Consider the following 20,508-nt stretch of genomic DNA (forward strand, 5'->3'; position numbering starts at 1 on the left):
GCCATGCGCGCCGCCCCCATTTTTTCAGCTTTGCGCTGTCTTACTTCAGCACGCCTTTTTCTTTATAATAGCGCTCTGCACCCGGATGCAGCGGGATCGGCAGACCCTTGACCGCATTCTCCAGCGAGATGCCTTCGGCTGCGGAATGGGCCGCCTTGAGCGTGTCGAGATGCTCAAAGATCAACTTGGTCATCGCATAGGCTTCGTCATCCGAGACACCTTCGCGGGTGACCAGAATATTGGTGATGGCCACGGTCGGCACATCGGCATCCTGTCCCGGATAGGTGCCGGCCGGAATTACACCCGCCTGATAGGGCGCGCCCAGCTTCTCGGAGATCTCTGCCGGGATCGACACGAAGGTCACGTCCTGCGTGGTCGAAAGATCCTTGAGCGCCGCACTCCCCAGCCCCGAGGACTGGAAGGTCGCGTCAAGCTGGCGGTTCTTCATCAGCTCCACCGATTCTGCGAAGGGCAGATACTCGACCTTGCCGAGATCGTCATAGCTCATGCCCGCCGCTTCAAAGATCTTGCGCGCATTCAGTTCGGTGCCCGATTTCGCCGCACCGACCGAGACGGACTTGCCTTTGAGATCGGTGATCGTCGTGGCGTCCGCACCTTTGAGCGCTGCGATCTGAATGTAGTTCGGATAGATCGCGGCGATGGCGCGCAGCTTGCCCAGCTTGGCCTTGAAGCCCGCATCGACATTGCCTTCCCACGCATCTTTCACCGAATCGCCCAGCGCGAAGGCCAGCTCGCCGCGGCCCTGCTGCAGCAGGTTGAGGTTTTCAACCGATGCTTTGGTGGATTGGACCTGAACGCGGGTATCGGGCATATCCTGGCCGTAGATTTCCGAGATCGCCACACCCAGCGGATAGTACACCCCCGAGGTGCCGCCGGTCAGAATGTTGATAAAGGTTTCGGCCTTTGCAACCGGCGCACTCAGCGCAATCGCACCGGCGACAAGCGCGCCGATCTTGATGCTGTGAAACATCGTTTCCCTCCCATATACCTGCCCCACCTCGCGTGTGAGACCTGCGCCCATGGTGAATATTTTTGCCCTCAGATCAATTCAAATCACGGAGCCGAGACGAAATTTATCAAGCACTGCCCGTGCATTGATCCCGCCGACGTCCACCCAGGGCCCGCTTTCCTTCGCCTCTGATCACGCTTTCAGCAGTTGCATAAAAAGAAAACGATTTCAGCGCACTAAGCGGATGATGTAAAAATCATTCACATCACCTCTTGCAAGCCACCCTTTGGCACCCGATCTTGGGTATGTGAAACGCATTTACATCACCCAAACCGGAGGTCTCCAATGTCGGCTTACGCCACCAACACCAACGCTCCCGCCATGCGGGGCAACTGGTTCACCCGCGCCATCGACTGGATGGACGGCAACGGCCCGGGCGCTTGGATCGCGCTGATGGTCGCAGGCTTTATCTTTGCAGGTCCGCTTGGGCTTGTCTTGCTGGCCTTCATCTTGTTCACGGGCCGCTTCGGTCGGCGCTGGCGCGGCGGCGAAGACCGGATGAGCCGCGTTCGGCACCGCTGCGGCGGGCGCAGCTTCCACATGTCGCGCAGCACCGGCAACGCCGCGTTCGACGCCTACCGTACCGACACGATCGAGCGGCTGGAGCGCGAGCAGCAAGAGTTCGAAGACTTCCTGCGCCGTCTGCGCGAAGCCCGCGACAAGGCCGAGTTCGACCAATATATGGAAGATCGGGCCAAGGCTGCCGCAGAAAGCCATGACGAGGATGCGCGCGCCCAGAACTGAGCTCGCTCTCCAGATCTGACAAAAGTCACGTTGCAGCGCCCCGGTTGAACTCGCCGGGGCGCTGATTATGTCGTAGTGACGAAACACTTGGCCCCGACGCGTTGCTTTGCTAGCCTTCAAGTAATGCCCAGCCCGGATTTGCTCGCACCATGCGCCATTCGCTTCCTCTTGCACCGCAGTTCTATGTGACTGCCCCGCAGACCTGCCCCTATCTCGACGGGCGGTCCGAGCGGAAGTTGTTTACCGCCCTGCAAGGTGAGGGCGCGGAAAAGCTCAACAATTCGCTCTCGCGTCAGGGCTTCCGGCGCTCACAAAACGTGCTCTACCGCCCCTCCTGCGCGGAATGCACGGCGTGTCTTTCTGCGCGCATCCGGGTGGCCGATTTCAGCACCACGAAATCGCAGCGCCGTGTACTCAAGCGCAATGGCGATCTCAAGCGTACCGCGACCAGCCCTTGGGCCACCGAGGAACAATACGCCCTGTTCCGCCGCTATCTCGATCTGCGCCACGCCGATGGTGGTATGGCCGATATGGATATTTTCGAGTTTGCCGCGATGATCGAGGAGACGCCGGTGAAATCGCGGGTCATCGAATATCGCGAAAGCGCCGATACGCCAGGATCGATGCGCGCGCTGATCGCGACCTGCCTGACCGATGTGCTCGATGACGGGCTGTCGATGGTCTATTCCTTCTATGAGCCCGACCGGATCAAGGACAGTTTGGGTACGTACCTGATCCTCGATCATATCGAGATCGCGCGCCGCGTGGGGCTGCCCTATGTCTATCTTGGCTATTGGGTGCCCGGCTCGCGCAAGATGGGCTATAAGGCGAATTTCGCAGCGCTCGAGATCTTCAAGGGCGGTCAGTGGATCGATATCGGCAATCCCGCCGATCACGAGGGCGAAACGCATCCCCTCTCGATTGACCCGATCGCCGATCAGGTGGCCCGCATCCAGCTGCCCGATACCCGCGGCGAATAAGCCCCGCTGCGCAAATATCAGAGCAAAGCGCACGGGCTCAAACGCCCGGATTTGAGGCGTACGCTCATCTTCTGCGCAGCCCTCTCCCATAGGTTTATTTGCCCTCTTTACGGACCTCAACTTTTCGTGATATTTGGCGTTAAGTCTTTGCCTTGTCTGGACAGTTTCGTCATCTGGTGAAACTTTCCATACAGGCCTGTGACGGATTGGAGACCGGCATCAGGCGGCGAGACCCGTGTCCCGCACATAACAATCCATGGGAGGATCCAAATGGACCGTCGTTCCTTTTTGACCAAAGCGGCGCTGGGTGGCGCTGCCGCCAGCACGCTGGCCGCGCCTGCCATCGCGCAATCGAACCCGCAGATCACTTGGCGCCTTGCCTCGTCTTTCCCGAAATCGCTCGACACGATCTATGGCGGTGCCGAGGTCATGTCGAAAATGGTCGAAGAGGGATCTGACGGCAACTTCAAGATCCAAGTCTTCGCCGCGGGCGAGATCGTTCCCGGCCTTCAGGTCGCCGATGCCGTGATGAACGGGACGGTGCAGGCCTGTCACACCGTGGGCTACTATTTCTGGGGCAAAGACCCGACTTGGGCGCTTGGCGCAGCCGTGCCCTTCTCGCTCAACGCACGCGGGATGAACGCCTGGCACTACCATGGCGGCGGGATCGAGCTGTATAACGAGTTCCTCGGCAAGCAAGGCCTCTACGGCCTGCCGGGCGGCAACACGGGCACCCAGATGGGCGGCTGGTTCCGCAAGGAGATCAACACCGTCGACGACCTCAAAGGTCTGAAGATGCGGATCGGTGGCTTTGCAGGCAAGGTCATGGAAAAACTGGGCCTCGTGCCGCAGCAGATCGCAGGCGGCGATATCTACCCGGCGCTTGAGAAGGGCACGATCGATGCGACCGAATGGGTCGGCCCCTATGACGATGAAAAGCTCGGCTTCTACAAAGTCGCGCCCTATTACTACTATCCCGGCTGGTGGGAAGGTGGCCCGACGGTCCACTTCATGTTCTCGAAAGAGCAGATGGAAGGCCTGCCCGAGCAGTATAAAAGCCTGCTGCACACCGCCTGTCAGGCGGCCGATGCGGACATGCTGCAGAAATACGACTACAAGAACCCGGCAGCACTCAAGACCCTTGTGGCCAATGGCACGAAGCTGCGCCCGTTCTCGCCCGAGATCATGGACGCTTGTTTCAACGCGGCCAACGAAGTCTATGCGGAGATGGAAGCCAACAACCCCGAATTCGCGAAGATCTGGGGCTCGATCAAGGACTTCCGCAAGGATTGGTTCACCTGGTCGCAGGTCGCCGAGTTCAACTACTCGTACTTCATGATGAGCCAGAACAACAAAGGTCTGCTCTGAGCGAAGCGTCTCACCAATAGAGAGTTCAGCCCCGGCGCCCATCAGCGCCGGGGTTTTTCGTTGGCCTGTGCTGCGACGACCTGCGGGCGGGGCCACGCCCCGCCTGCCCCGAACCGTTCGGCGCGGGAGACCTTGCCCGCAGTCTTACTTGGTCGTGGCCGCACCCGCCGTTGCACCTGCAACCGCGCCAATCGGACCCGCTACAACCAGCCCGCCCACGCCACCGGTGGCCGCGCGCTGCGTGACTGTATGTCCGCAGGCAGAGAGTGAGACAGTCAGACCCGAAACTACTACTAAAGCCAGTACACGCATGGATTTATCCTTTTCTGAGGTCGACGCGTTTCATCGACATAAAGAACAGACGCGCCATCGCCGCTTTGGTTCCCGCCCCAAAAGAAAACGGCGGCCCCGAGGGACCGCCGCTTGGCATCAGTTGCTTGTCGGAGATGGCAAGGGGGGCAATCCGCCGACCCCGCCAGATCCGCCGGAGCTGCTCCCGCCCGACGCCCCTCCGGGCGCACCGAGACTTGGCAAGCCGCCCAGCCCGCCGCCCATACCGGGCATCGCAGGCAGCTTGATCTCGACAGAAGATGGATCAACCTGCTTGCCCTTGTAATGCATCACCATGGCCGGGAAGGCGATCACGATGGCAATCATCGCGACCTGAATGAACACGAAGGGAATGGCGCCCCAATAGATCTGCGAGGTCTTGACCGGAGCCATCTTAATCCCCGTCACCTTATCGATATAGGGCACTTTGGCCGCAACCGATCGCAGGTAGAAGAGCGCAAATCCGAAGGGTGGGTGCATGAAGGAGGTCTGCATATTCACCCCCAAGATCACCCCGAACCAGATCAGATCGATGCCCAAAGCCTGCGCGGCAGGTGCCAGAAGCGGCACGATGATGAAGGCCAGCTCGAAGAAATCGAGGAAGAAGGCGAGGAAGAACACGAGGAACGACACCACGATCAGGAAGCCCAACTGGCCGCCCGGAAGCGAGGTCAACAGATGCTCGACCCAGATCTGTCCGTTCACCCCGTAGAAGGTCAGCGAGAACACCCGCGCGCCCAGCAGGATGAACAGAACGAAGGCCGAGAGCCGCGTCGTCGCAGCCAGCGCGTCGCGCACGACGGGGAAGTTCAGCCGCCCTTTGATCGCGGCCAGCACCAGCGAGCCGACAGCCCCCATCGCACCGCCCTCGGTGGGAGTCGCCACGCCCAGAAAGATCGTGCCCAGAACGAGGAAGATCAGCGCCAGCGGCGGGATCAGCACGATCACCACCTGCTGGGCCAAGCGGCTCATCAGATTCAGCTTGAGCGCCTTGTCCAGCAGCGCCACCACATAGATCGCGATTACCGCGACTGCGGCGGCCAGGATCTCGGAATTGTTGACGTTCGACCCATGCGCCTCGAAATACTGCATGCCGAAATAGAAGATCACGCCTGCGCCGACCAAGGCCACGATCAGCGACAGGACACCCGAGCCCAGCGTGCGCGCCTCTTTGGGCAGCGCGGGCATCGAGCCGGGCTTGATGATCGACATCACCAGCACATAGCCCAGATAGATGCCGGTCAGCACCATGCCGGGGATCAGCGCGCCTTTATACATGTCGCCCACCGACACGCCCAGCTGGTCGGCCAGCACGATCAACACCAGCGAGGGCGGAATGATCTGCGCCAGCGTGCCCGAGGCCGCAATCACGCCCGTTGCGATCTTGCGGTCATAGCCGTAGCGCAACATGATCGGCAGCGAGATCAGGCCCATTGCGATGACAGAGGCCGCAACGACCCCCGTGGTCGCCGCCAGCAGCGCGCCCACGATGATCACCGCATAGGCCAGACCGCCGCGCACCGGCCCGAACAGCTGGCCGATCGTATCGAGAAGATCCTCGGCCATGCCCGATTTCTCAAGCACGATGCCCATGAAGGTAAAGAATGGAATGGCTAGGAGTGTCTCATTCGATAAGACCCCCCAGAACCGCTGTGGCAGCGCGTTTAGGAGCGGCCAATCAAGGTTGATCGACCCGCCCGAATAGCCCGACAGCTCGACCCCGATGACGAAGAACAGCAAGCCGTTGGCTGCGAGTGCAAATGCCGCCGGATAGCCCAGCAGCAGGAAGATAATAAGCGAGACGAACATGATCGGAGCCATGTTCTGTGCAATGAGTTCGAGCATTTAGAGCGCCTCCTCGTCGACAATCGTCTCGGCCGCGTGATGGCCCGCGCTATCGGCATGGGGATCGTCAATCAAACCGCGCATCACGCCGATTTTCTTGATGATCTCGGAGAGGCCCTGTGCAAAGAGCTGCCAGAACCCGATCAGCAAAAGCATTTTGGCAGGCCACAAGATCAGACCACCGGAATTGGTCGACATCTCGCCCGAACGGAGAGAAATCATCACGAAGGGTGTCAGCTTGAGCAACATCAAGATCACGAAGGGCATCAGGAAGAAGATGTGCCCCAGCAGGTCGATCCAGTGCTGGACCCGGCGCGAGAAGGCACCATAGACGATATCGATGCGGATATGCTCGTTCTGCTTAAGCGTATAGGCCGCCGCACCAAGGAAGGCCGCACCAAAGAGATACCATTGCAACTCAAGCATGGAGTTCGACGACTTGTCGAACAGCTTGCGCACGATCGCATTGCCCGCGCTGACGAGAATAGACACAAGGATCAGCCACGACACGGCCTTTCCGATCTTCTCATTGATGAAATCAATCCAGCGCGACAGGGCCAGCAAACTGCCCATCTCGTCCCCTCCCCCTTTAAGCTGCCCATCCCTGCGGGCCTACAGGTTTCCTCGACTGAGCAGATAAAGATGTCAAGGAATTTAGCCGGTTTCTGGTTCGGCAATCTGACCAAAATCACCCGTTAGCGCAAAAAAATATCGCCCCCACCCGGTTCAAAGAACGCCCCGGCCCGCACTCCGTTTTCATAAAGTTTCCGTGCGGCGGAGAGGTGGCGCAACAAACAGCAATAAAATGCGACATGCGCGACATTTTATTTAGGATTTGGGCATTGACGCCCCTGATCTGCGGCCATAATCTCGCGCCAATCGCAATCGAAAGGAAACGCAATGTCTGCGATTCTTGTACTTGTCGTAGGAGCTTCGCGCATGGGCCGGTAACGGTACGACCATGAAGGTTTCCATGCGCCCCCGCCAAAAGCCGGGGGCTTTTTATTGGCACAAAGGTGCAACAGAGGCGCAGTCCGGGGACAAGGCCGCCCCGCGCGAAGATGGAGAAAGAGACAATGGCACGGCAGATGACCGGCGCGAAGATGGTGTTGCAGGCGTTGAAAGATCACGACGTCGATACGGTATTCGGCTATCCGGGTGGCGCGGTTCTGCCCATCTATGACGAGATTTTCCAGCAAAACGACATCCGCCATATCCTCGTGCGCCACGAGCAGGCCGCGATCCACATGGCCGAGGGCTATGCGCGCTCGACAGGCAAGCCGGGCGTGGCGCTGGTGACGTCGGGTCCGGGGGCCACCAATGCGGTGACCGGGCTGACCGATGCGCTGATGGACTCGATCCCGCTGATCGTGTTCTCGGGACAGGTGGCGACCTTTATGGTGGGCACAGATGGTTTCCAAGAGGCCGACACCGTGGGCATCACCCGCCCCTGCACCAAGCATAACTGGCTGGTGAAGGATACCGAGAAGCTGGCCGAGACGATCCATCAGGCCTTCCATATCGCAACCTCGGGCCGTCCGGGTCCGGTGCTGATCGATCTGCCCAAGGATGTGCAATTCGCCACCGGCACCTATCGCGAGGCTAAGGCTGCGCGGGTCGATCATTACCAGCCGCAGGTCAAAGGCGATATCGAGGCGATCACCCGCTTGGTCGAGCTGATGGAAACCGCCGAGCGCCCGGTCTTCTATACCGGTGGCGGCGTGATCAATTCCGGCCCCGGCGCAAGCCAGCTGCTGCGTGAGCTGGTCGATGGGACGGGCTTCCCGATCACCTCCACGCTGATGGGCTTAGGCGCCTATCCGGCCTCGGGCAAATCTTGGCTCGGGATGCTCGGGATGCACGGGCTCTATGAGGCCAATCTCGCGATGCATGGCTGCGATCTGATGATCAATCTCGGCGCGCGTTTCGATGACCGGATCACCGGGCGGACCTCTGATTTCTCGCCCAAATCGACCAAGGTCCATGTCGATATCGACGCCTCCTCGATCAACAAGATCATCCATGTGGACCTGCCGATCATCGGCGATATCGGTCATGTGCTGGAAGATGCGCTCAAAATCTGGAAAGCCCGCGGGCGCAAGACCAACGCCGCGGCCGTCGCCAAATGGTGGGCCAAGATCGACACGTGGAAAAAGGTGAACTGCCTCGCCTATACCGGTTCGGAAAAGACGATCAAGCCGCAATACGCGCTTGAGCGGCTGGAGGCGCTGACCAAGGATCGTGATCGCTACATCACCACCGAAGTCGGCCAGCACCAGATGTGGGCGGCGCAATATCTGGGCTTTGAAGATCCCAACCGCTGGATGACCTCGGGGGGCTTGGGCACAATGGGGTACGGCTTCCCCGCCTCGATCGGGGTGCAGATCGCGCATCCCGACAGCCTCGTGATCAACGTGGCCGGTGAGGCCAGCTGGCTGATGAACATGCAAGAGATGGGCACCGCGACCCAGTTCCGCACGCCGGTCAAGCAGTTCATCCTCAACAATGAGCGGCTGGGCATGGTGCGCCAGTGGCAAGAGTTGCTGCATGGCGAGCGCTATTCCTCGTCCTGGAGCGAAAGCCTGCCTGATTTCGTCAAACTGGCCGAGAGCTTTGGCTGGAAGGGGATGATCGTGTCAGATCCCGCCGATCTCGACGATGCGATCATGGAGATGATCAACCATGACGGTCCGGTGCTGTTCGATTGCCTCGTTGAAAAGCATGAGAACTGCTTCCCGATGATCCCCTCGGGCAAACCTCATAACGAGATGCTGCTGTCGGCGGATGCCGAGGCGTTCAAGGGCGGCGGCGCTCTGGTGTAGCTCGCGCGCGGGGCCACGCGGCCCTGCCCGCATCTATCGCGACAGTTCGGGTCAGACGGCGATCTGATCCAAAGACGAGAAAGGGAGAGAGGCAATGTCCGCTCTAAAAATCAAGAAAGGCGCGTCGAGCCATTCGGTCTATGACCTACGCGACAGCCACAGCCAGGTCGAAAGCTCGCACACGCTTGCGGTGATCGTGGATAACGAGGCAGGCGCGCTTGCACGCGTGATCGGGTTGTTTTCGGGACGCGGCTACAACATCGACAGCCTCACCGTAGCGGAGGTCGACCACAAAGGCCATCTGAGCCGGATCACCGTGGTCACCCGTGGCACCGAATCTGTGATCGACCAGATCAAGGCGCAGCTGGGCCGGATCGTCCCGGTGCATGAGGTCAAGGATCTCACCGTCGAGGGCACGCCGGTCGAGCGCGAACTGGCGCTGCTGAAAGTCGCAGGCACCGGCGACAAGCGCGTCGAGGCGCTGCGTCTGGCCGATATTTTCCGCGCCAATGTGGTCGACAGCACGCTTGAGAGCTTCGTCTTCGAGATCACCGGCCCCTCGGCCAAGATCGACGCCTTTGCCGATCTGATGCGCCCCTTGGGCCTGATGGAAGTGGCACGCACCGGGGTGGCGGCGCTGTCGCGTGGGGTTTGATCGCCACGCCCGCCCGACAATCGACGCGCGGCGCATAATCGCACTGGCTTTCGCTGCAGGTCTCTGATTTTGTGCCCAAAACTTGCACGGATTTCAAAGACCTATGGCCGCGACTTCTGGACCAATTGATCCCCCGCATCTGGGCGTGGTGATCGTCACCTATAATTCGGCGGATGTCATCGGCACCTGCCTGCGCGCCCTGATGGCGGCGCGCGATGTCGTCTTGCATGTCGTGATCATCGACAACGCCTCGCGCGACCGGACCAATGCAATGGTGCGCGAGACGGTGGGTCCGGCCCTGCTGGCCCCCGCGCAGGCGGGCGAGGCCGGGATCTCGCTGGTCAAGGCGGGCGTCAATGGCGGCTTTGCGGCCGGGATCAACATGGGGCTTGAGCGCCTCGCGCGGCATCCCGAGATCGAGCGCTTCTGGCTTTTGAACCCCGATTGCATCGCCCCGCCCGAGGCCCCGGCCGCCCTCGCGACCTATCTGCGCGAAGATCCGCAGGTCGGGCTGATTGCGCATCGCGTGGTCTATGCCGATGCGCCGGACAAGATCCAGATCGATGGCGGTGTGATCGATCAACGCACTGGAATCACCCACAATCTCAACCAATTCGCCCCGGTGAGCACGGCCCCGCCCGATCCCGCCCGGATCGAGTTTGTGACCGGTGCCAGCCTGATCGCGACCCGCGCTTTCTATGAGGCCGCCGGGCCGATGGCCGAGGACTATTTCCTCTATTACGAAGAGGTTGATTGGGCCTTGCGGCGCGGCCCGCTGCGCATCGCCTTTTGTCCCGATGCGGTGGTCGAGCATATGGCAGGCAGCGCCATCGGCTCGCAGCGGCTGGGCTCGGTCGCCTCGCCGTTTTCGCAATATTTCAAGCACCGGGCGCGTGCGATGTTCCTGCGCCGCCATTTCCCGCCCGGTCTCATGGGCGGCATGTTCTGGTCGCTGGCAAAGGCTGTGCAGCTTTTCGTGCAAGGCCACCGCGCCGAGGCTCATGCGCTGTTGCGCGGCTTTTTCGGCAAGGCCCCGCCGCGCGGCGTGATGGCCGCGCTCTCAACCGAGGCCCGCGCGCGGATCGGGTACTAGGCGCTTCTATCTGGCCTCGAGCGCCCGATGATAGAGTGTGACAAGACCGGCGGCTTTGGCAGGCCATAGCCCCTCAGCCAACACTTTCGCCCGCCCCCCCGCGCCGAGCCGCGCGCGCAAGTCTGCGTCATCGGCCAGCCGCGCGATTGCGCGGGCCACGTCGCGGGCCAGCGCCTCGGGCGTACTGACCGCGCATTTCAGCCCCGTCACGCCCTCCTCGACGATACCGTCAGGTCCGCCCCGCGCCGCCGCGATCACCGGCAGCCCCCAGCGCATCGCCTCGTAAAGCACATTGCCCGCAGGTTCTCGCCAGCTTGGGAAGACGAAGATATCGGCGCTTTGATAGAGCGTCTCGACCTCGGCGCGCGGGATCGCCCCGAGAAAGGTGCAGCGATCCGCGACGCCCAACCGCTCAGCCTCGGCGCGGCAGAGCGCGATTTCCTCGCCCGCCCCCGCGCTCGTCAAATGCAGATCGTCGCGCTCAGCGAGCAGCGCCAAGGCGCGCACCACATCGCGCAGCCCCTTGGTGCGCACCCCGCGCCCGACATGCAACAGGTGGATCTTGCCGTCCTCGCGCGGTTTGCGCGCCTCGGGAGGCGCGGCTTCCGCAATGCCCAGCTCGAGCACATTCTCATAATCGCGCAGCGCAATCGGGGCGAGGTGATCGCGCACATAAGGCGCAACCCCCAGTACCAAAGCAGCCTGCCCGTAGGACGCCCGCAGCGCCGGATCATAGCGCAGCCGCAGGTGATCGAGCGCGCGCAGCCTTGTGTACCATTTCGCCCCGCCGCCCTCAGCGGCAAAGGCCTTGGGCGTGCTCAGCCCGCCCCCCAGCGGCCCGATCACATAGGGCAGCCCCGCCCCGCGCAGCGGCGTGGCATAGCGCATCGCCTGCGGCATGATCTGATGGGCGATGTCGAATTCAGCGCCATGCGCGCGCAGGTAGCGACGGACCTTGCGCATGAAAAGCGGCCATTCGGGCTTGAGCATCGCGCGCAGCCGCGGGTTGCTGTCGAGGATCGTCGGACGCGGCCATGTCACCACGCGTGCCTCGGGCAGTTGCGTGCTTAGCGCGGAATGCCCCGGATCCTGAAAGCTCGCCGTGGTCAGATCCACAAGCGGGGCCAGCGCCTGCGCCCATTGAAAGGCGACATAGGCCTCGCCGGTTGCCTCGCATGAGATATCGGGGGCGATCATCAGCACCTTGAGACGCGCGCTCATGACATCCCCCTGCGATGCACCGGGGCGAAACGCGAATAGCGCAGCCCCACGCCCGCCGCCGTCTCGGGCGTGTCGGCCTCGGCGCTTTGCTCACGCGCATCGATCAGCCACAGCCCCGCGCCGAACATGAAAAACACGAACGCATAGACCGCCCCCCAGACATGGACGGTGCTCAACGTGAAAGACAGCCCCACGAAGGTGAAGACCCAAGCGCGGCGATACATCAAAAGCCGGAAATCGCCCGAAAAATCGCGCCGCATGATCTGCGCAAGCGCGATGACGTAGCCCGTGGCAAGCAACAGGAAGCCCGGAATGCCGTAGCGCACCGCCATCACCAGCCAGAAATTATCCATACTGTCTGACACCATCCAGGCCGGACGCACCCAGTCATTCAGGCCCAGCCCAAAGATCGGGTTGTCCCACACATTCTGTATCCCCCAATCGAAGATGATCGAGCGCCAATAGGCCGTATGGGCCGAGAAGGTCGCATAAGACATGAAGACCTTGATCGGACTGCGGTTCGAGAGGAGATCAATCGCGATATAGGCCGAGGCGAAGATCCCCACCAGCAGCCACCAGCGCCACGCGATCTTACGGAAGGTGATCGACCAGAGGATCAGTCCAATCTGCAAGAACAGCGCCAACAACGCCCCCGATGAGAGCGCAAGAGCGCCCGAGCCCACAACGATCGCGCTCATCAGCACCCGCCAAAGCACCGAGCGCACCCCGCTCAGCGCGACAAAGGCCAGCGGGAAGGCCACCGAGGCATAAAGCCCGAAATGGATCGGATGGTCGAACGGGCCCTGCACGCGCTCAAGTCCCATACGCGGATCGGCAAAGACCGGCGTCACTGAACCGATCCCGGGCAGCTTGGCGATCATCACCGCCAGGATCGGCGTGCCGGTCAGCGTCTCGTAGATCGTGAAGGGCAGCATCAGCACGAGTGAGTAGATCAGCGCGCGCGCAAGCGCTGCAAAATCCGCGCGACTGCGGATATAGGCACGCCCCATCAGATAGCCGCCGAGAAACTCAATGCCCACTGATCCCGCCTGCTGGATCACCCGGTCGGGATTGTTCACCGCCAGCGCCAGCGTGAGCCAGCCGAAATGCGCAAGCACCAGCCAGTCCACAGCCAACATTCGCCCATAAGTCCCCGAAAACAGCCCCATCAGCAGCGGGATGATCATCACGATCAAGACCAACCGCAACCCGGTGAGCGCCAATGGCCCAAGGTGAAACGAGATCGGCACGAGGATCGCGATCAGCATGATCAGCACCGGGCGCGGCAGCTTGGCAGAGGCCAGAGCTGCATCCGCCATCGGGGCGCGCGAAGCGTCCGCAGCGCCGTTTTGAGGACCACGGCGCAGAGGCGCGCGCGGCACACCGCGCGGCAGTGGTTCGGCGCGCATCGTCACAGCACGCCTGCCACTGCGGGGCCAAGCGCATCCAGTTCAAGCGCCTCGATCTCGCCGTGGAAGCTGGCTTGATTGCCAAAGGGGTAGCCCAGCGAAAGCCCCCAGTACTCCATCGGGCGGGTCTCCCCCGAGACAGTGCCCTCTCCGATCACCTTGCCCTCGGCACGCACCTCGAAATGATGCGCGGCGGAATCGTAGGCAAAGCTCAGATCGTGCCATTTCCCGTCATAAAGCGGGATGCGGCGGGTGCGCAAAAACAGCCTCTGACCATTGGCGGGCCAAAACTCGACCGTCAACGTCCCGCGTCCCGTCGCCTTGATGATCAGCGATTGATGAACGCGCGCGATCTCGCCTGCGGATTTGTAATCGCCAAGCGCGCGCAGCCGCATCGTCAGGGTGAATTTCTCGGCCCCGAAGAAGGGCGCGATCATCGCAGGCGGCACTTGGATCGAACCGCCGCCTAGCCCAAACTCCAGCCCGCCGGGCGAGAGCGGAATTGTCGACAACGCGGTAGGCTCTGCGCCTACATGCGAAATCAGCCGTCCGATTTTGGGATCAAAGGTCAGCACCCGCCCGTCGCGCACCGCAATCTGACCTAGCGCGGTGCGGCTTTGACCATCGGACAGCGTCGCGGTCAGGGCAACCCGATAGGTGCCGGGCTGCTGAAATGACATGGTCAGATGCGCACCTTCCTGCGGTACGGCTTTGCCAATTTGCCACGTATAGCGCACCTGCGCGGGATCGACCCCGGCGGGCAGCACCGTCTGCCCGGCATCGAACGCGAACCCCATCCCGCTCTCGGGCGTGGTCTTGACGCGCATCACCGGCTGAAACGCGGTTGCAACACCGCTGAGGCGATCCAGCAGCGGCGCGCCCACACCTGCGCCCGCCAGCGGACCGTTGGGGAGGTAGTCGAAATTGCTCAGATCGTCGGGCAGCCCGGTGCGGGCGGCAACAAACAGCGTGTCGTAGTAATTGGGCCGCTCAGGCGAAAGATCCTGGATCAGCAAATTGCCCTCGACGCTCCATCCGGGTTGGCCCACGGGCCCCACAATCTCGCCCACCACGTTCTTCTCGATGCGCACATCGCGGGCCGAGCGCGCCACCCGGATCGACGGGATCCAGAGCTTGGGATCCGCGCTATCGCCTTGCGAAAAGCGGTTCCGGATCAGCGTGTTATTCGCAATCGTGACGCCATCGGTTTCGCCCACGGTGATGCCATGAAGATGGGCATTGATGATCACATTGTCGCGGATCGTGATGTTGCGGTAAAACATCTCGGGGCCGGCCTTGCCGCGATCGACCAGTTCGTTGCGCATCAGGATCGATTGGGTGAACAGCCCCTCCCCCGAATTGAGGATATTGTTCGAGATCTCGATATCCCGGCTCGGGCGCGTCGTGCCCGCCGTCCAGAACTGGATCATATCGGCATGATCGCCCGCATTGGCCGCGCGCAGAAAATCATGGATCGTATTGTGCGAGATCTTCACGCGCTCGACCTGCGCGAAATTCATCCCATCCATACGCATGTCATGCAGATCATTGCCGCGCACGTCGATATTGACGGTATCGCTGATCACCAGCCCCCGGAAAAACCGCCGGATCTCGTTATTCTCGATGCGCACCCCGTTCGAGGCCCGCACGGCAAGACCGAAGGCCGTAGGGCGCGGACCGCGCTCGATCGCATCGGCCCCGGCGGGCGCCATATCGCCGTCAAACACGCTGTTGCGGATCGTCAGATCGCGGGTGGTGAAGACCTGAAAGGGCCGTAGGCTCGGGTCATCATTGGCGGTGTAGCGATAATCGAAATAGAGGTTCGACAGCACGATATGGCTGGTCTCGCGCAGGTTCATCCGGGCGATCCGGGCGGGGTTGGCCGGGTCCTGCGAGCGCACGGTGATCGGCGCATCGGCACGGCCCGACACTTTGTAGAGCACCAGTTCGGGATAATTGCCGGGCGCGAGATCCAGCACATCGCCCGCGCTGACCCGCGCACTCAGAGCGCTCAGCACGGCAGGCCCCTGCACCACCCAGTCGCGCGCCTGTACCGGCCCCGCAAGGCTCAGCGCCAGAAGACAGCCGCCAAGCGCTCGCCCCAATGCACGGAGCCCGCCCGTGCCGTTCTGCGTCACATCATTCATCGATCTCGCCTGTCGCGACCGCGTTCATCGCGGCTCAGCTTTGCTGCATTATCTCTCTTAGGAATGCAGCCTAAAGGCCGTTGCGACAAGGAAAACAGCGCCGCCGTCCCATCGCTGCGCGCGATCTGTGGCGAAATGGCACTGGCTCAGAGCTTGCCCCAAACCGCCTGCCGGAGCATCCAGCCCATCCGGGCCAGCCGCAACCGCGCCAGCGTACCCAGCGCCGCCCAACGCTCGCCGGGGCTGCGCAAGGCGGGGTGGCGCAGCACTTTGGGGATATGGGCGAGGATCGAGACCGGCATCAACAGCGCCTTGCCCGCCCAGACCAGACGTGCGCGCGGATCTTTGCCGTTCACGCCAAAGCCCTCTTCACTCAAGCGCCGCCATTTGCGCGCCAAAGCCGCCCAGTCCTGTCGCGAGGGATGGCCCACGCGCAGCCCTTCAGCATAGCTGAGACGGTAGCCTTTCGCGGTCGCCCGCCGGCACCAGTCGAGATCCTCCGACAGCCCCGCGATGAACGGCCCTGTCGCCTCATAGACATCGCGGCGGGTCAGCAGATTGCCGGTGCCCGAAAAGCCCTTCTCCTCGATATAGCGGCGAAAATCGAAGGCAAAGACGGTCTCAAACGCCTCAGCACCCGAGCGCGGCGCCGGGGTCTCGTCAAAGACAAACACATGCCCGCCGACCAGATCGCCGCTCTCCATCACCTCAAACGCCGTGACAATCCAGTCGGGATCGGCGACGCAATCGCTGTCGATGAAAAAGAGGCGCTCGGCGGTGGTCTCGGCCACGCCACGATTGCGCGCCTCGGCGGCCCCTTTGCGGGTCTCGGTCACGACGCGCAGATCGGGATAGGCGGCATGGAGCGGGGCTAGATCATCGCTCGAGCCATTGTCGACGACGATCAGCTCACAGCGCGCATCGATCTGTGGGGTCAATGTCTCGAGACAGCGCAAAAGGCGCGCCACATCGTTGTAATGCGGAATGATAACAGCAGCCTCGGCCACAGGGAGCTCCGTCGAATGGAAGGCGCTGATGCGCGGGGCGTCGGTCACTTCGGTCTCGCAAGGCTCTCGCGCAAGGTGCCTGCAAAGCTGCGCAGGTTGTCCAGGATAGGATTTTGCCGCGCGCAGGCCCGCAGATCAAGCCCGTGATAGCGCGGGATTGGGCGGGCCAGCAAGCGCAACGCGGCCAGACGTGCGAAAAGTGCGCGACGACGTGCGCGCAAAACGGGTTGGGCGTCCCGGAGCGCGGCCGGATCAGCGGCAGAGACCTCCAGCACGCCTGCCGCTTCGGCCTGCGCGAGGATCTCGGCCCCAACCGCCGTGCGCGCCAGCACGAAGCTCTCCCCTTGGGCCGCATCCGCCACGCTCAGATCGGCAGTAAGCCCGCTCACATCGGCGCAGACCCCGCAGCGCGGCTGCAATCCCGTCTGGCCAGCTGCGGGCGCAACGCCTTCGCAAAAGAACGACAGCACGACCGGAAAGGCCCGCGCCACCTGCGGATCGCGCCACGCAAGCGCGCGCAGCGCGGCTGCATCGCAGGGCTTGCCGATAAAGGCGTAACGCCGCGAGCGGGCCAGATAATCGGAGAGATCCTGCAGCGGGCTTGAGGGCGCGGGCAAGGCACCGATCCCGCTTGAGACCGCATCGGGGCTCTCGCAAAGCGCGGTCCGCGCGCCCGATGGGGATTGCGGGTCCGCCACGATCTGGATCACCCCGTCGACCCGGCCCGAGGCCAGCAGATGGCGGGCGATCGCGGCCAATGCGCCCCCCGACGGAGCCTCATCGCGCAAGCCCGGATCCGCAGCCCGGGCGCTCTTCATCTCACGATAGGGCCCCCAAAGCGGATCCTGCCCCTCGCCTGCGCGCGCCGCCGCTTGGCCGAGCCCCGGGCAGCACGCCTCGATCCGGGCTTCCTGCGAGCCGCGCAGGTTGCACCCTTGCACGGGGCGTGCAAAGCCCGAGGGCGCGATCTCCATCACGATGGACTTGGGCGCGATCCCCGCGCAAATCCCGCAGCCCGCGCATCGCTCACCCTTTGCGACGCGTGCAAGTGTCGGGCTTGGATCGCTCAGGATGGGGGCGTGGCGTGTCATACGTGGCTGGCCTCTGTCTTTGGACAATTTCAACCCGAACGGGACCGCTCTGACAAGCCCCGCGTCAAAAAGACGTGGCCCGCAGGTCACAGCCGCCCCGGCGGGATCTTGACCCGCAGGGCAAGAGCGCGGACAGTTGCGGACAAAAGAAGATGCCTTTGCACGCGCCCCGGGATCGGGGTGACCCAAGAAGGCCCGAGGGCACCCCATCGATGCTGCGCAGCGCCATCCTGATCCTGAGCGGAAACGCCGCGACCTCCGCGCTGCTGCTTGCGCGCAACCTTGTGCTGGCGCGTCTGATCCCGGTGGCCGATTACGGGGTGGCCGCGACCTTCGCGATGGTCATGGCGGTGCTCGAGATGGCCTCGACGCTGGAGCTGCATCAGCAAATCGTGCAATCCCCGCGGGGCGAAGATCCGAAGTTTCAGGCCGCCCTTCAGGGCTTTCAGGTGCTGCGCGGGGTGGTGACCGCCGCTGCACTCGTGCTGCTCGCGGGTCCGATTGCGCAGTTCATGCAGATCCCGCAAGCCTCCCCCGCCTATCGCTGGCTGGCACTTGTGCCGCTGATGAACGCCTTGCAGCATTTCGACATTCACCGCGCGCAGCGACATGGGCGCTATCTGCCGGTGCTGCTGACAGGCACGATCCCCGCCTTTGGCGCGCTGCTGGCGCTCTGGCCGCTGGCGCGGATTTTTGGCGATTGGCACACCGCGCTTTGGGCGATGCTGATCTATACCGCTCTGGGGCTGATCACGTCGCATCTGATGGCAGAGCGGCGCTACCGGTTGCGGCTCGATCTGGCCGAGATGCGCGGTGCCATGCAATTCGGAGCGCCGCTTTTGATCAATGCGGCGATGATGTTTCTGGTGTTTCAGGGCGACAAGGTCATCGTCGGGCGCCTCTCGGGGATGGAGGCGCTGGCGATCTACGCGATGGGCGTCACGCTAACCCTGACGCCGACGCTGATCGGGGCCAAGACGATCCAGAACTTCTTCCTGCCCAAGCTGTCGGCGGCGCGCGCGACCGCCGAGCCCGCGCTGTTTCGCGACCTTTCGGCGGCCACATTCGAAGCCGCGCTTCTGACCGGGACCGTGCTGATGGTCGGGGTGTTCGTGCTGGGTAGCCCGGTAATCGCGCTGTTGCTGGGCGAGAAATACGCAGCCCTCACCGGGCTTTTCATCCCCTTCGCCATTTTGCAGGCGCTGCGAGTCGCCAAGACCGGCCCGAATGTCGTGGCGCTGGCGGCAGGCCAAAGCAGCAACGGGCTCTGGGGCAACCTGCCGCGCGTTCTGGTGCTGCCGCTGAGCTATCTGGTGCTGCGCGAAACCGGCTCGTTTCTCTATGTGATCTGGCTGGGCACGGCGGCAGAGGCGGTGGGCTTTGCGCTGACCCTGTGGCGGCTACGGCAGGTGATGCAACCGCCGCCGGTCTGGGGCGCGCTTCTCACGGCCCTGATCGCGTTGGCCGTCACGGCAAGCGCCACGCATCTGATCGGTCCGGTTGCCCAAAGCCCCAAAAGCACCGTGCTGATCGCGCTTGTGTTGCTGGCGCTGCAATTCCTCTCGATGCGGGGCCTGCGGCACGTGTTCAGTGGGCGCCTGACCTGAAAGCTTCGCGCGCACCAGATACTGACTTCCTCAGGGTAACTTATGTTCACGATCTCGCTGGACGTCTTCCACAGCGCGATCCCTACGCTAAAAACAAAGCATGCAAGTAAATGTTGTTGATAGTCACACCGAACGAACCCGCGCCCTCGCCACCGAGCTTCGGGCCGTGGTTGCCCTGCTAAACAGGCGGCTGCGTTCTGGAGAGGGCATCGCCAATCTCAGCGCGAGCCAGTCTTTCGCTCTTTTACAGCTTGAGCAGTCAGGCACGCAATCCATCACCGAGCTGTCGCGTTCCGCCGGGGTGCGCCCGCAATCCATGGGCGCCACGATCGCGACGTTGCAGTCCACAGGCTATGTCACAAGCGCGTTCGATCCGAAAGATCGGCGACGCACACTGGTATCGCTGAGTGCGCAGGGCAAGGCGCAATTGGCACAGGCAGGCGGCGATCGGCTCGACGCGTTGGGTCAGGTGCTGGCCGAGTGTTTCGAGCCGCACGAACTCGCCGATCTCGAACTCACGGTAGGTGTCCTCCAGCGCATCGCAAAGCACTGAGGCGCCCCTCCCCCGCTCTTCAGACAAGGACATCCCATGCCCATCACGACACTCGACCCGAAATCCGCCCTGATCATCATCGATCTGCAAAACGGCATCGCCGCCTCCCCCGTCGTGCATCCAGCGCAAGACATCATCGCGCGCAGCAATGCGCTGGCAGCTGCGTTCCGGGCACGCGGTCTTCCCGTCGTGATCGTGCGGGTCACCAAAGCCCCCGGAGGCCGCACGGATTCCGGCGTGATGGATCTAAGCCAAGCGCCCGCCGGGTTCAGCGAGATCGTCCCCGAGCTGGATCAGGCCGCCGATGACATCCATATCTCCAAGCACAGCTTTGGCGCTTTCGGCACGACCGATCTTGAGGATCAACTGCGCGCACGCGGTGTCACTCAGGTGGTGATCACGGGGATCTCGACCAGCATCGGCGTGGAATCGACCGCGCGCCACGCCTTTGACCGGGGCTTCAACGTGACGCTGCCCATCGATGCCATGACCGACCGCAACGCGGCTGCCCATAACGCGAGTATCGCGCATATCTTTCCGCGCTTGGCCGAGACCGGCACTACGGAGGAGCTGCTTGCGCTCCTTGAGGGGCAGCCGGGCTAAGCC

General features: G+C 62.6%; 18 protein-coding genes. 9 read left to right on the plus strand and 9 right to left on the minus strand.

Annotated elements, in window-relative coordinates; genetic code table 11:
* Window positions 1-40: 40 nt before the first annotated feature.
* Entirely contained in the window at window positions 41-991 is a 951-nt protein-coding gene (locus tag DL1_RS12930; RefSeq protein ID WP_038066950.1) for a TAXI family TRAP transporter solute-binding subunit, read from the minus strand.
* A gap of 324 nt (window positions 992-1,315) precedes the next feature.
* On the opposite strand from DL1_RS12930, the gene DL1_RS12935 reads away from it, so the two are divergent.
* From DL1_RS12935 to DL1_RS12945, 3 genes are all read left to right on the plus strand, one after another.
* Complete coding sequence (locus DL1_RS12935; protein WP_038066953.1) at window positions 1,316-1,774, plus strand: DUF2852 domain-containing protein; 459 nt, start codon at window positions 1,316-1,318, stop codon at window positions 1,772-1,774.
* A 149-nt stretch (window positions 1,775-1,923) separates the two neighbouring features.
* Window positions 1,924-2,754, plus strand: coding sequence for an arginyltransferase (locus DL1_RS12940; protein WP_038066954.1), 831 nt, complete (start codon window positions 1,924-1,926; stop codon window positions 2,752-2,754).
* A gap of 270 nt (window positions 2,755-3,024) precedes the next feature.
* On the plus strand, window positions 3,025-4,122 hold the full coding sequence (locus DL1_RS12945) for a TRAP transporter substrate-binding protein (protein WP_038066957.1): 1,098 nt from the start codon (window positions 3,025-3,027) through the stop codon (window positions 4,120-4,122).
* A 144-nt stretch (window positions 4,123-4,266) separates the two neighbouring features.
* On the opposite strand, the gene DL1_RS21900 is transcribed toward DL1_RS12945, so the two are convergent.
* The 3 genes from DL1_RS21900 to DL1_RS12955 all read right to left on the minus strand — a co-directional run bounded on the left by DL1_RS21900 (window position 4,267) and on the right by DL1_RS12955 (window position 6,870).
* On the minus strand, window positions 4,267-4,434 hold the full coding sequence (locus DL1_RS21900) for a hypothetical protein (protein ID WP_169740911.1): 168 nt from the start codon (window positions 4,432-4,434) through the stop codon (window positions 4,267-4,269).
* Between the two features lie 117 nt (window positions 4,435-4,551).
* A complete protein-coding gene (locus DL1_RS12950) occupies window positions 4,552-6,297 on the minus strand; it encodes a TRAP transporter large permease (RefSeq protein ID WP_051693540.1) in 1,746 nt (581 codons plus the stop codon).
* On the minus strand, window positions 6,298-6,870 hold the full coding sequence (locus DL1_RS12955; RefSeq protein WP_038066960.1) for a TRAP transporter small permease subunit: 573 nt from the start codon (window positions 6,868-6,870) through the stop codon (window positions 6,298-6,300).
* A gap of 503 nt (window positions 6,871-7,373) precedes the next feature.
* Between DL1_RS12955 and DL1_RS12960 the strand changes: the two genes are divergently transcribed.
* The 3 genes from DL1_RS12960 (at window position 7,374) to DL1_RS12970 (ending at window position 10,867) form a co-directional block, all read left to right on the plus strand.
* Window positions 7,374-9,119, plus strand: coding sequence for an acetolactate synthase 3 large subunit (locus DL1_RS12960; RefSeq protein ID WP_038066963.1), 1,746 nt, complete (start codon window positions 7,374-7,376; stop codon window positions 9,117-9,119).
* A gap of 94 nt (window positions 9,120-9,213) precedes the next feature.
* Window positions 9,214-9,774, plus strand: coding sequence for an acetolactate synthase small subunit (ilvN, locus tag DL1_RS12965; protein ID WP_038066964.1), 561 nt, complete (start codon window positions 9,214-9,216; stop codon window positions 9,772-9,774).
* Window positions 9,775-9,877: 103 nt separating this feature from the next.
* Window positions 9,878-10,867, plus strand: a complete 990-nt coding sequence (locus tag DL1_RS12970; RefSeq protein ID WP_038066966.1) for a glycosyltransferase family 2 protein — start codon at window positions 9,878-9,880, stop codon at window positions 10,865-10,867.
* A gap of 6 nt (window positions 10,868-10,873) precedes the next feature.
* Here the strand turns inward: DL1_RS12970 and DL1_RS12975 are convergent, their stop codons facing one another.
* From DL1_RS12975 to DL1_RS21635, 5 genes are all read right to left on the minus strand, one after another.
* Window positions 10,874-12,088: a glycosyltransferase family 4 protein gene (locus tag DL1_RS12975; protein WP_038066967.1), complete on the minus strand. Its 1,215-nt coding sequence runs from the start codon at window positions 12,086-12,088 to the stop codon at window positions 10,874-10,876.
* Window positions 12,085-13,497 (minus strand): O-antigen ligase family protein, encoded by a 1,413-nt coding sequence (locus DL1_RS12980; protein ID WP_051693541.1) that lies wholly within the window; start codon window positions 13,495-13,497, stop codon window positions 12,085-12,087. The genes DL1_RS12975 and DL1_RS12980 overlap by 4 nt, the downstream gene beginning before the upstream one ends.
* A gap of 2 nt (window positions 13,498-13,499) precedes the next feature.
* Window positions 13,500-15,644 carry a right-handed parallel beta-helix repeat-containing protein gene (locus DL1_RS12985; protein ID WP_038066969.1) on the minus strand — a complete coding sequence of 715 codons (2,145 nt, stop codon included), beginning with the start codon at window positions 15,642-15,644 and terminating at the stop codon, window positions 13,500-13,502.
* A 146-nt stretch (window positions 15,645-15,790) separates the two neighbouring features.
* The gene (locus DL1_RS12990; protein WP_245739537.1) at window positions 15,791-16,699 is read right to left on the minus strand and encodes a glycosyltransferase family 2 protein; all 909 of its coding nucleotides are present in this window, start codon (window positions 16,697-16,699) and stop codon (window positions 15,791-15,793) included.
* Window positions 16,696-17,742, minus strand: a complete 1,047-nt coding sequence (locus DL1_RS21635; RefSeq protein WP_038066972.1) for a Coenzyme F420 hydrogenase/dehydrogenase, beta subunit C-terminal domain — start codon at window positions 17,740-17,742, stop codon at window positions 16,696-16,698. The genes DL1_RS12990 and DL1_RS21635 overlap by 4 nt, the downstream gene beginning before the upstream one ends.
* Before the next feature lie 212 nt (window positions 17,743-17,954).
* Here DL1_RS21635 and DL1_RS13000 point away from each other — a divergent pair, with 212 nt between their 5' ends.
* The 3 genes from DL1_RS13000 (at window position 17,955) to DL1_RS13010 (ending at window position 20,505) form a co-directional block, all read left to right on the plus strand.
* Window positions 17,955-19,349 carry an oligosaccharide flippase family protein gene (locus DL1_RS13000; RefSeq protein WP_051693542.1) on the plus strand — a complete coding sequence of 465 codons (1,395 nt, stop codon included), beginning with the start codon at window positions 17,955-17,957 and terminating at the stop codon, window positions 19,347-19,349.
* Between the two features lie 100 nt (window positions 19,350-19,449).
* On the plus strand, window positions 19,450-19,902 hold the full coding sequence (locus tag DL1_RS13005; protein ID WP_051693543.1) for a MarR family winged helix-turn-helix transcriptional regulator: 453 nt from the start codon (window positions 19,450-19,452) through the stop codon (window positions 19,900-19,902).
* A 36-nt stretch (window positions 19,903-19,938) separates the two neighbouring features.
* On the plus strand, window positions 19,939-20,505 hold the full coding sequence (locus DL1_RS13010; protein WP_038066975.1) for a cysteine hydrolase family protein: 567 nt from the start codon (window positions 19,939-19,941) through the stop codon (window positions 20,503-20,505).
* Window positions 20,506-20,508 lie beyond the last annotated feature (3 nt).

The sequence above is a fragment of the Thioclava dalianensis genome (assembly GCF_000715505.1).
Lineage (GTDB): Bacteria > Pseudomonadota > Alphaproteobacteria > Rhodobacterales > Rhodobacteraceae > Thioclava > Thioclava dalianensis.

Excerpts from the sequence above, each read along its gene's own strand:
- DL1_RS12940 (WP_038066954.1), top strand. The coding sequence starts at position 1,924 with ATGCGCCATTCGCTTCCTCTTGCACCGCAGTTCTATGTGACTGCCCCG.
- DL1_RS21900 (WP_169740911.1), bottom strand. The coding sequence starts at position 4,434 with ATGCGTGTACTGGCTTTAGTAGTAGTTTCGGGTCTGACTGTCTCACTC.
- DL1_RS12985 (WP_038066969.1), bottom strand. The coding sequence starts at position 15,644 with ATGAATGATGTGACGCAGAACGGCACGGGCGGGCTCCGTGCATTGGGG.
- DL1_RS12930 (WP_038066950.1), bottom strand. The coding sequence starts at position 991 with ATGTTTCACAGCATCAAGATCGGCGCGCTTGTCGCCGGTGCGATTGCG.
- DL1_RS12980 (WP_051693541.1), bottom strand. The coding sequence starts at position 13,497 with ATGCGCGCCGAACCACTGCCGCGCGGTGTGCCGCGCGCGCCTCTGCGC.
- DL1_RS12950 (WP_051693540.1), bottom strand. The coding sequence starts at position 6,297 with ATGCTCGAACTCATTGCACAGAACATGGCTCCGATCATGTTCGTCTCG.
- DL1_RS13000 (WP_051693542.1), top strand. The coding sequence starts at position 17,955 with ATGCTGCGCAGCGCCATCCTGATCCTGAGCGGAAACGCCGCGACCTCC.
- ilvN (WP_038066964.1), top strand. The coding sequence starts at position 9,214 with ATGTCCGCTCTAAAAATCAAGAAAGGCGCGTCGAGCCATTCGGTCTAT.
- DL1_RS12955 (WP_038066960.1), bottom strand. The coding sequence starts at position 6,870 with ATGGGCAGTTTGCTGGCCCTGTCGCGCTGGATTGATTTCATCAATGAG.
- DL1_RS12975 (WP_038066967.1), bottom strand. The coding sequence starts at position 12,088 with ATGAGCGCGCGTCTCAAGGTGCTGATGATCGCCCCCGATATCTCATGC.
- DL1_RS12935 (WP_038066953.1), top strand. The coding sequence starts at position 1,316 with ATGTCGGCTTACGCCACCAACACCAACGCTCCCGCCATGCGGGGCAAC.
- DL1_RS12970 (WP_038066966.1), top strand. The coding sequence starts at position 9,878 with ATGGCCGCGACTTCTGGACCAATTGATCCCCCGCATCTGGGCGTGGTG.
- DL1_RS13005 (WP_051693543.1), top strand. The coding sequence starts at position 19,450 with ATGCAAGTAAATGTTGTTGATAGTCACACCGAACGAACCCGCGCCCTC.
- DL1_RS21635 (WP_038066972.1), bottom strand. The coding sequence starts at position 17,742 with ATGACACGCCACGCCCCCATCCTGAGCGATCCAAGCCCGACACTTGCA.
- DL1_RS12945 (WP_038066957.1), top strand. The coding sequence starts at position 3,025 with ATGGACCGTCGTTCCTTTTTGACCAAAGCGGCGCTGGGTGGCGCTGCC.
- DL1_RS13010 (WP_038066975.1), top strand. The coding sequence starts at position 19,939 with ATGCCCATCACGACACTCGACCCGAAATCCGCCCTGATCATCATCGAT.
- DL1_RS12960 (WP_038066963.1), top strand. The coding sequence starts at position 7,374 with ATGGCACGGCAGATGACCGGCGCGAAGATGGTGTTGCAGGCGTTGAAA.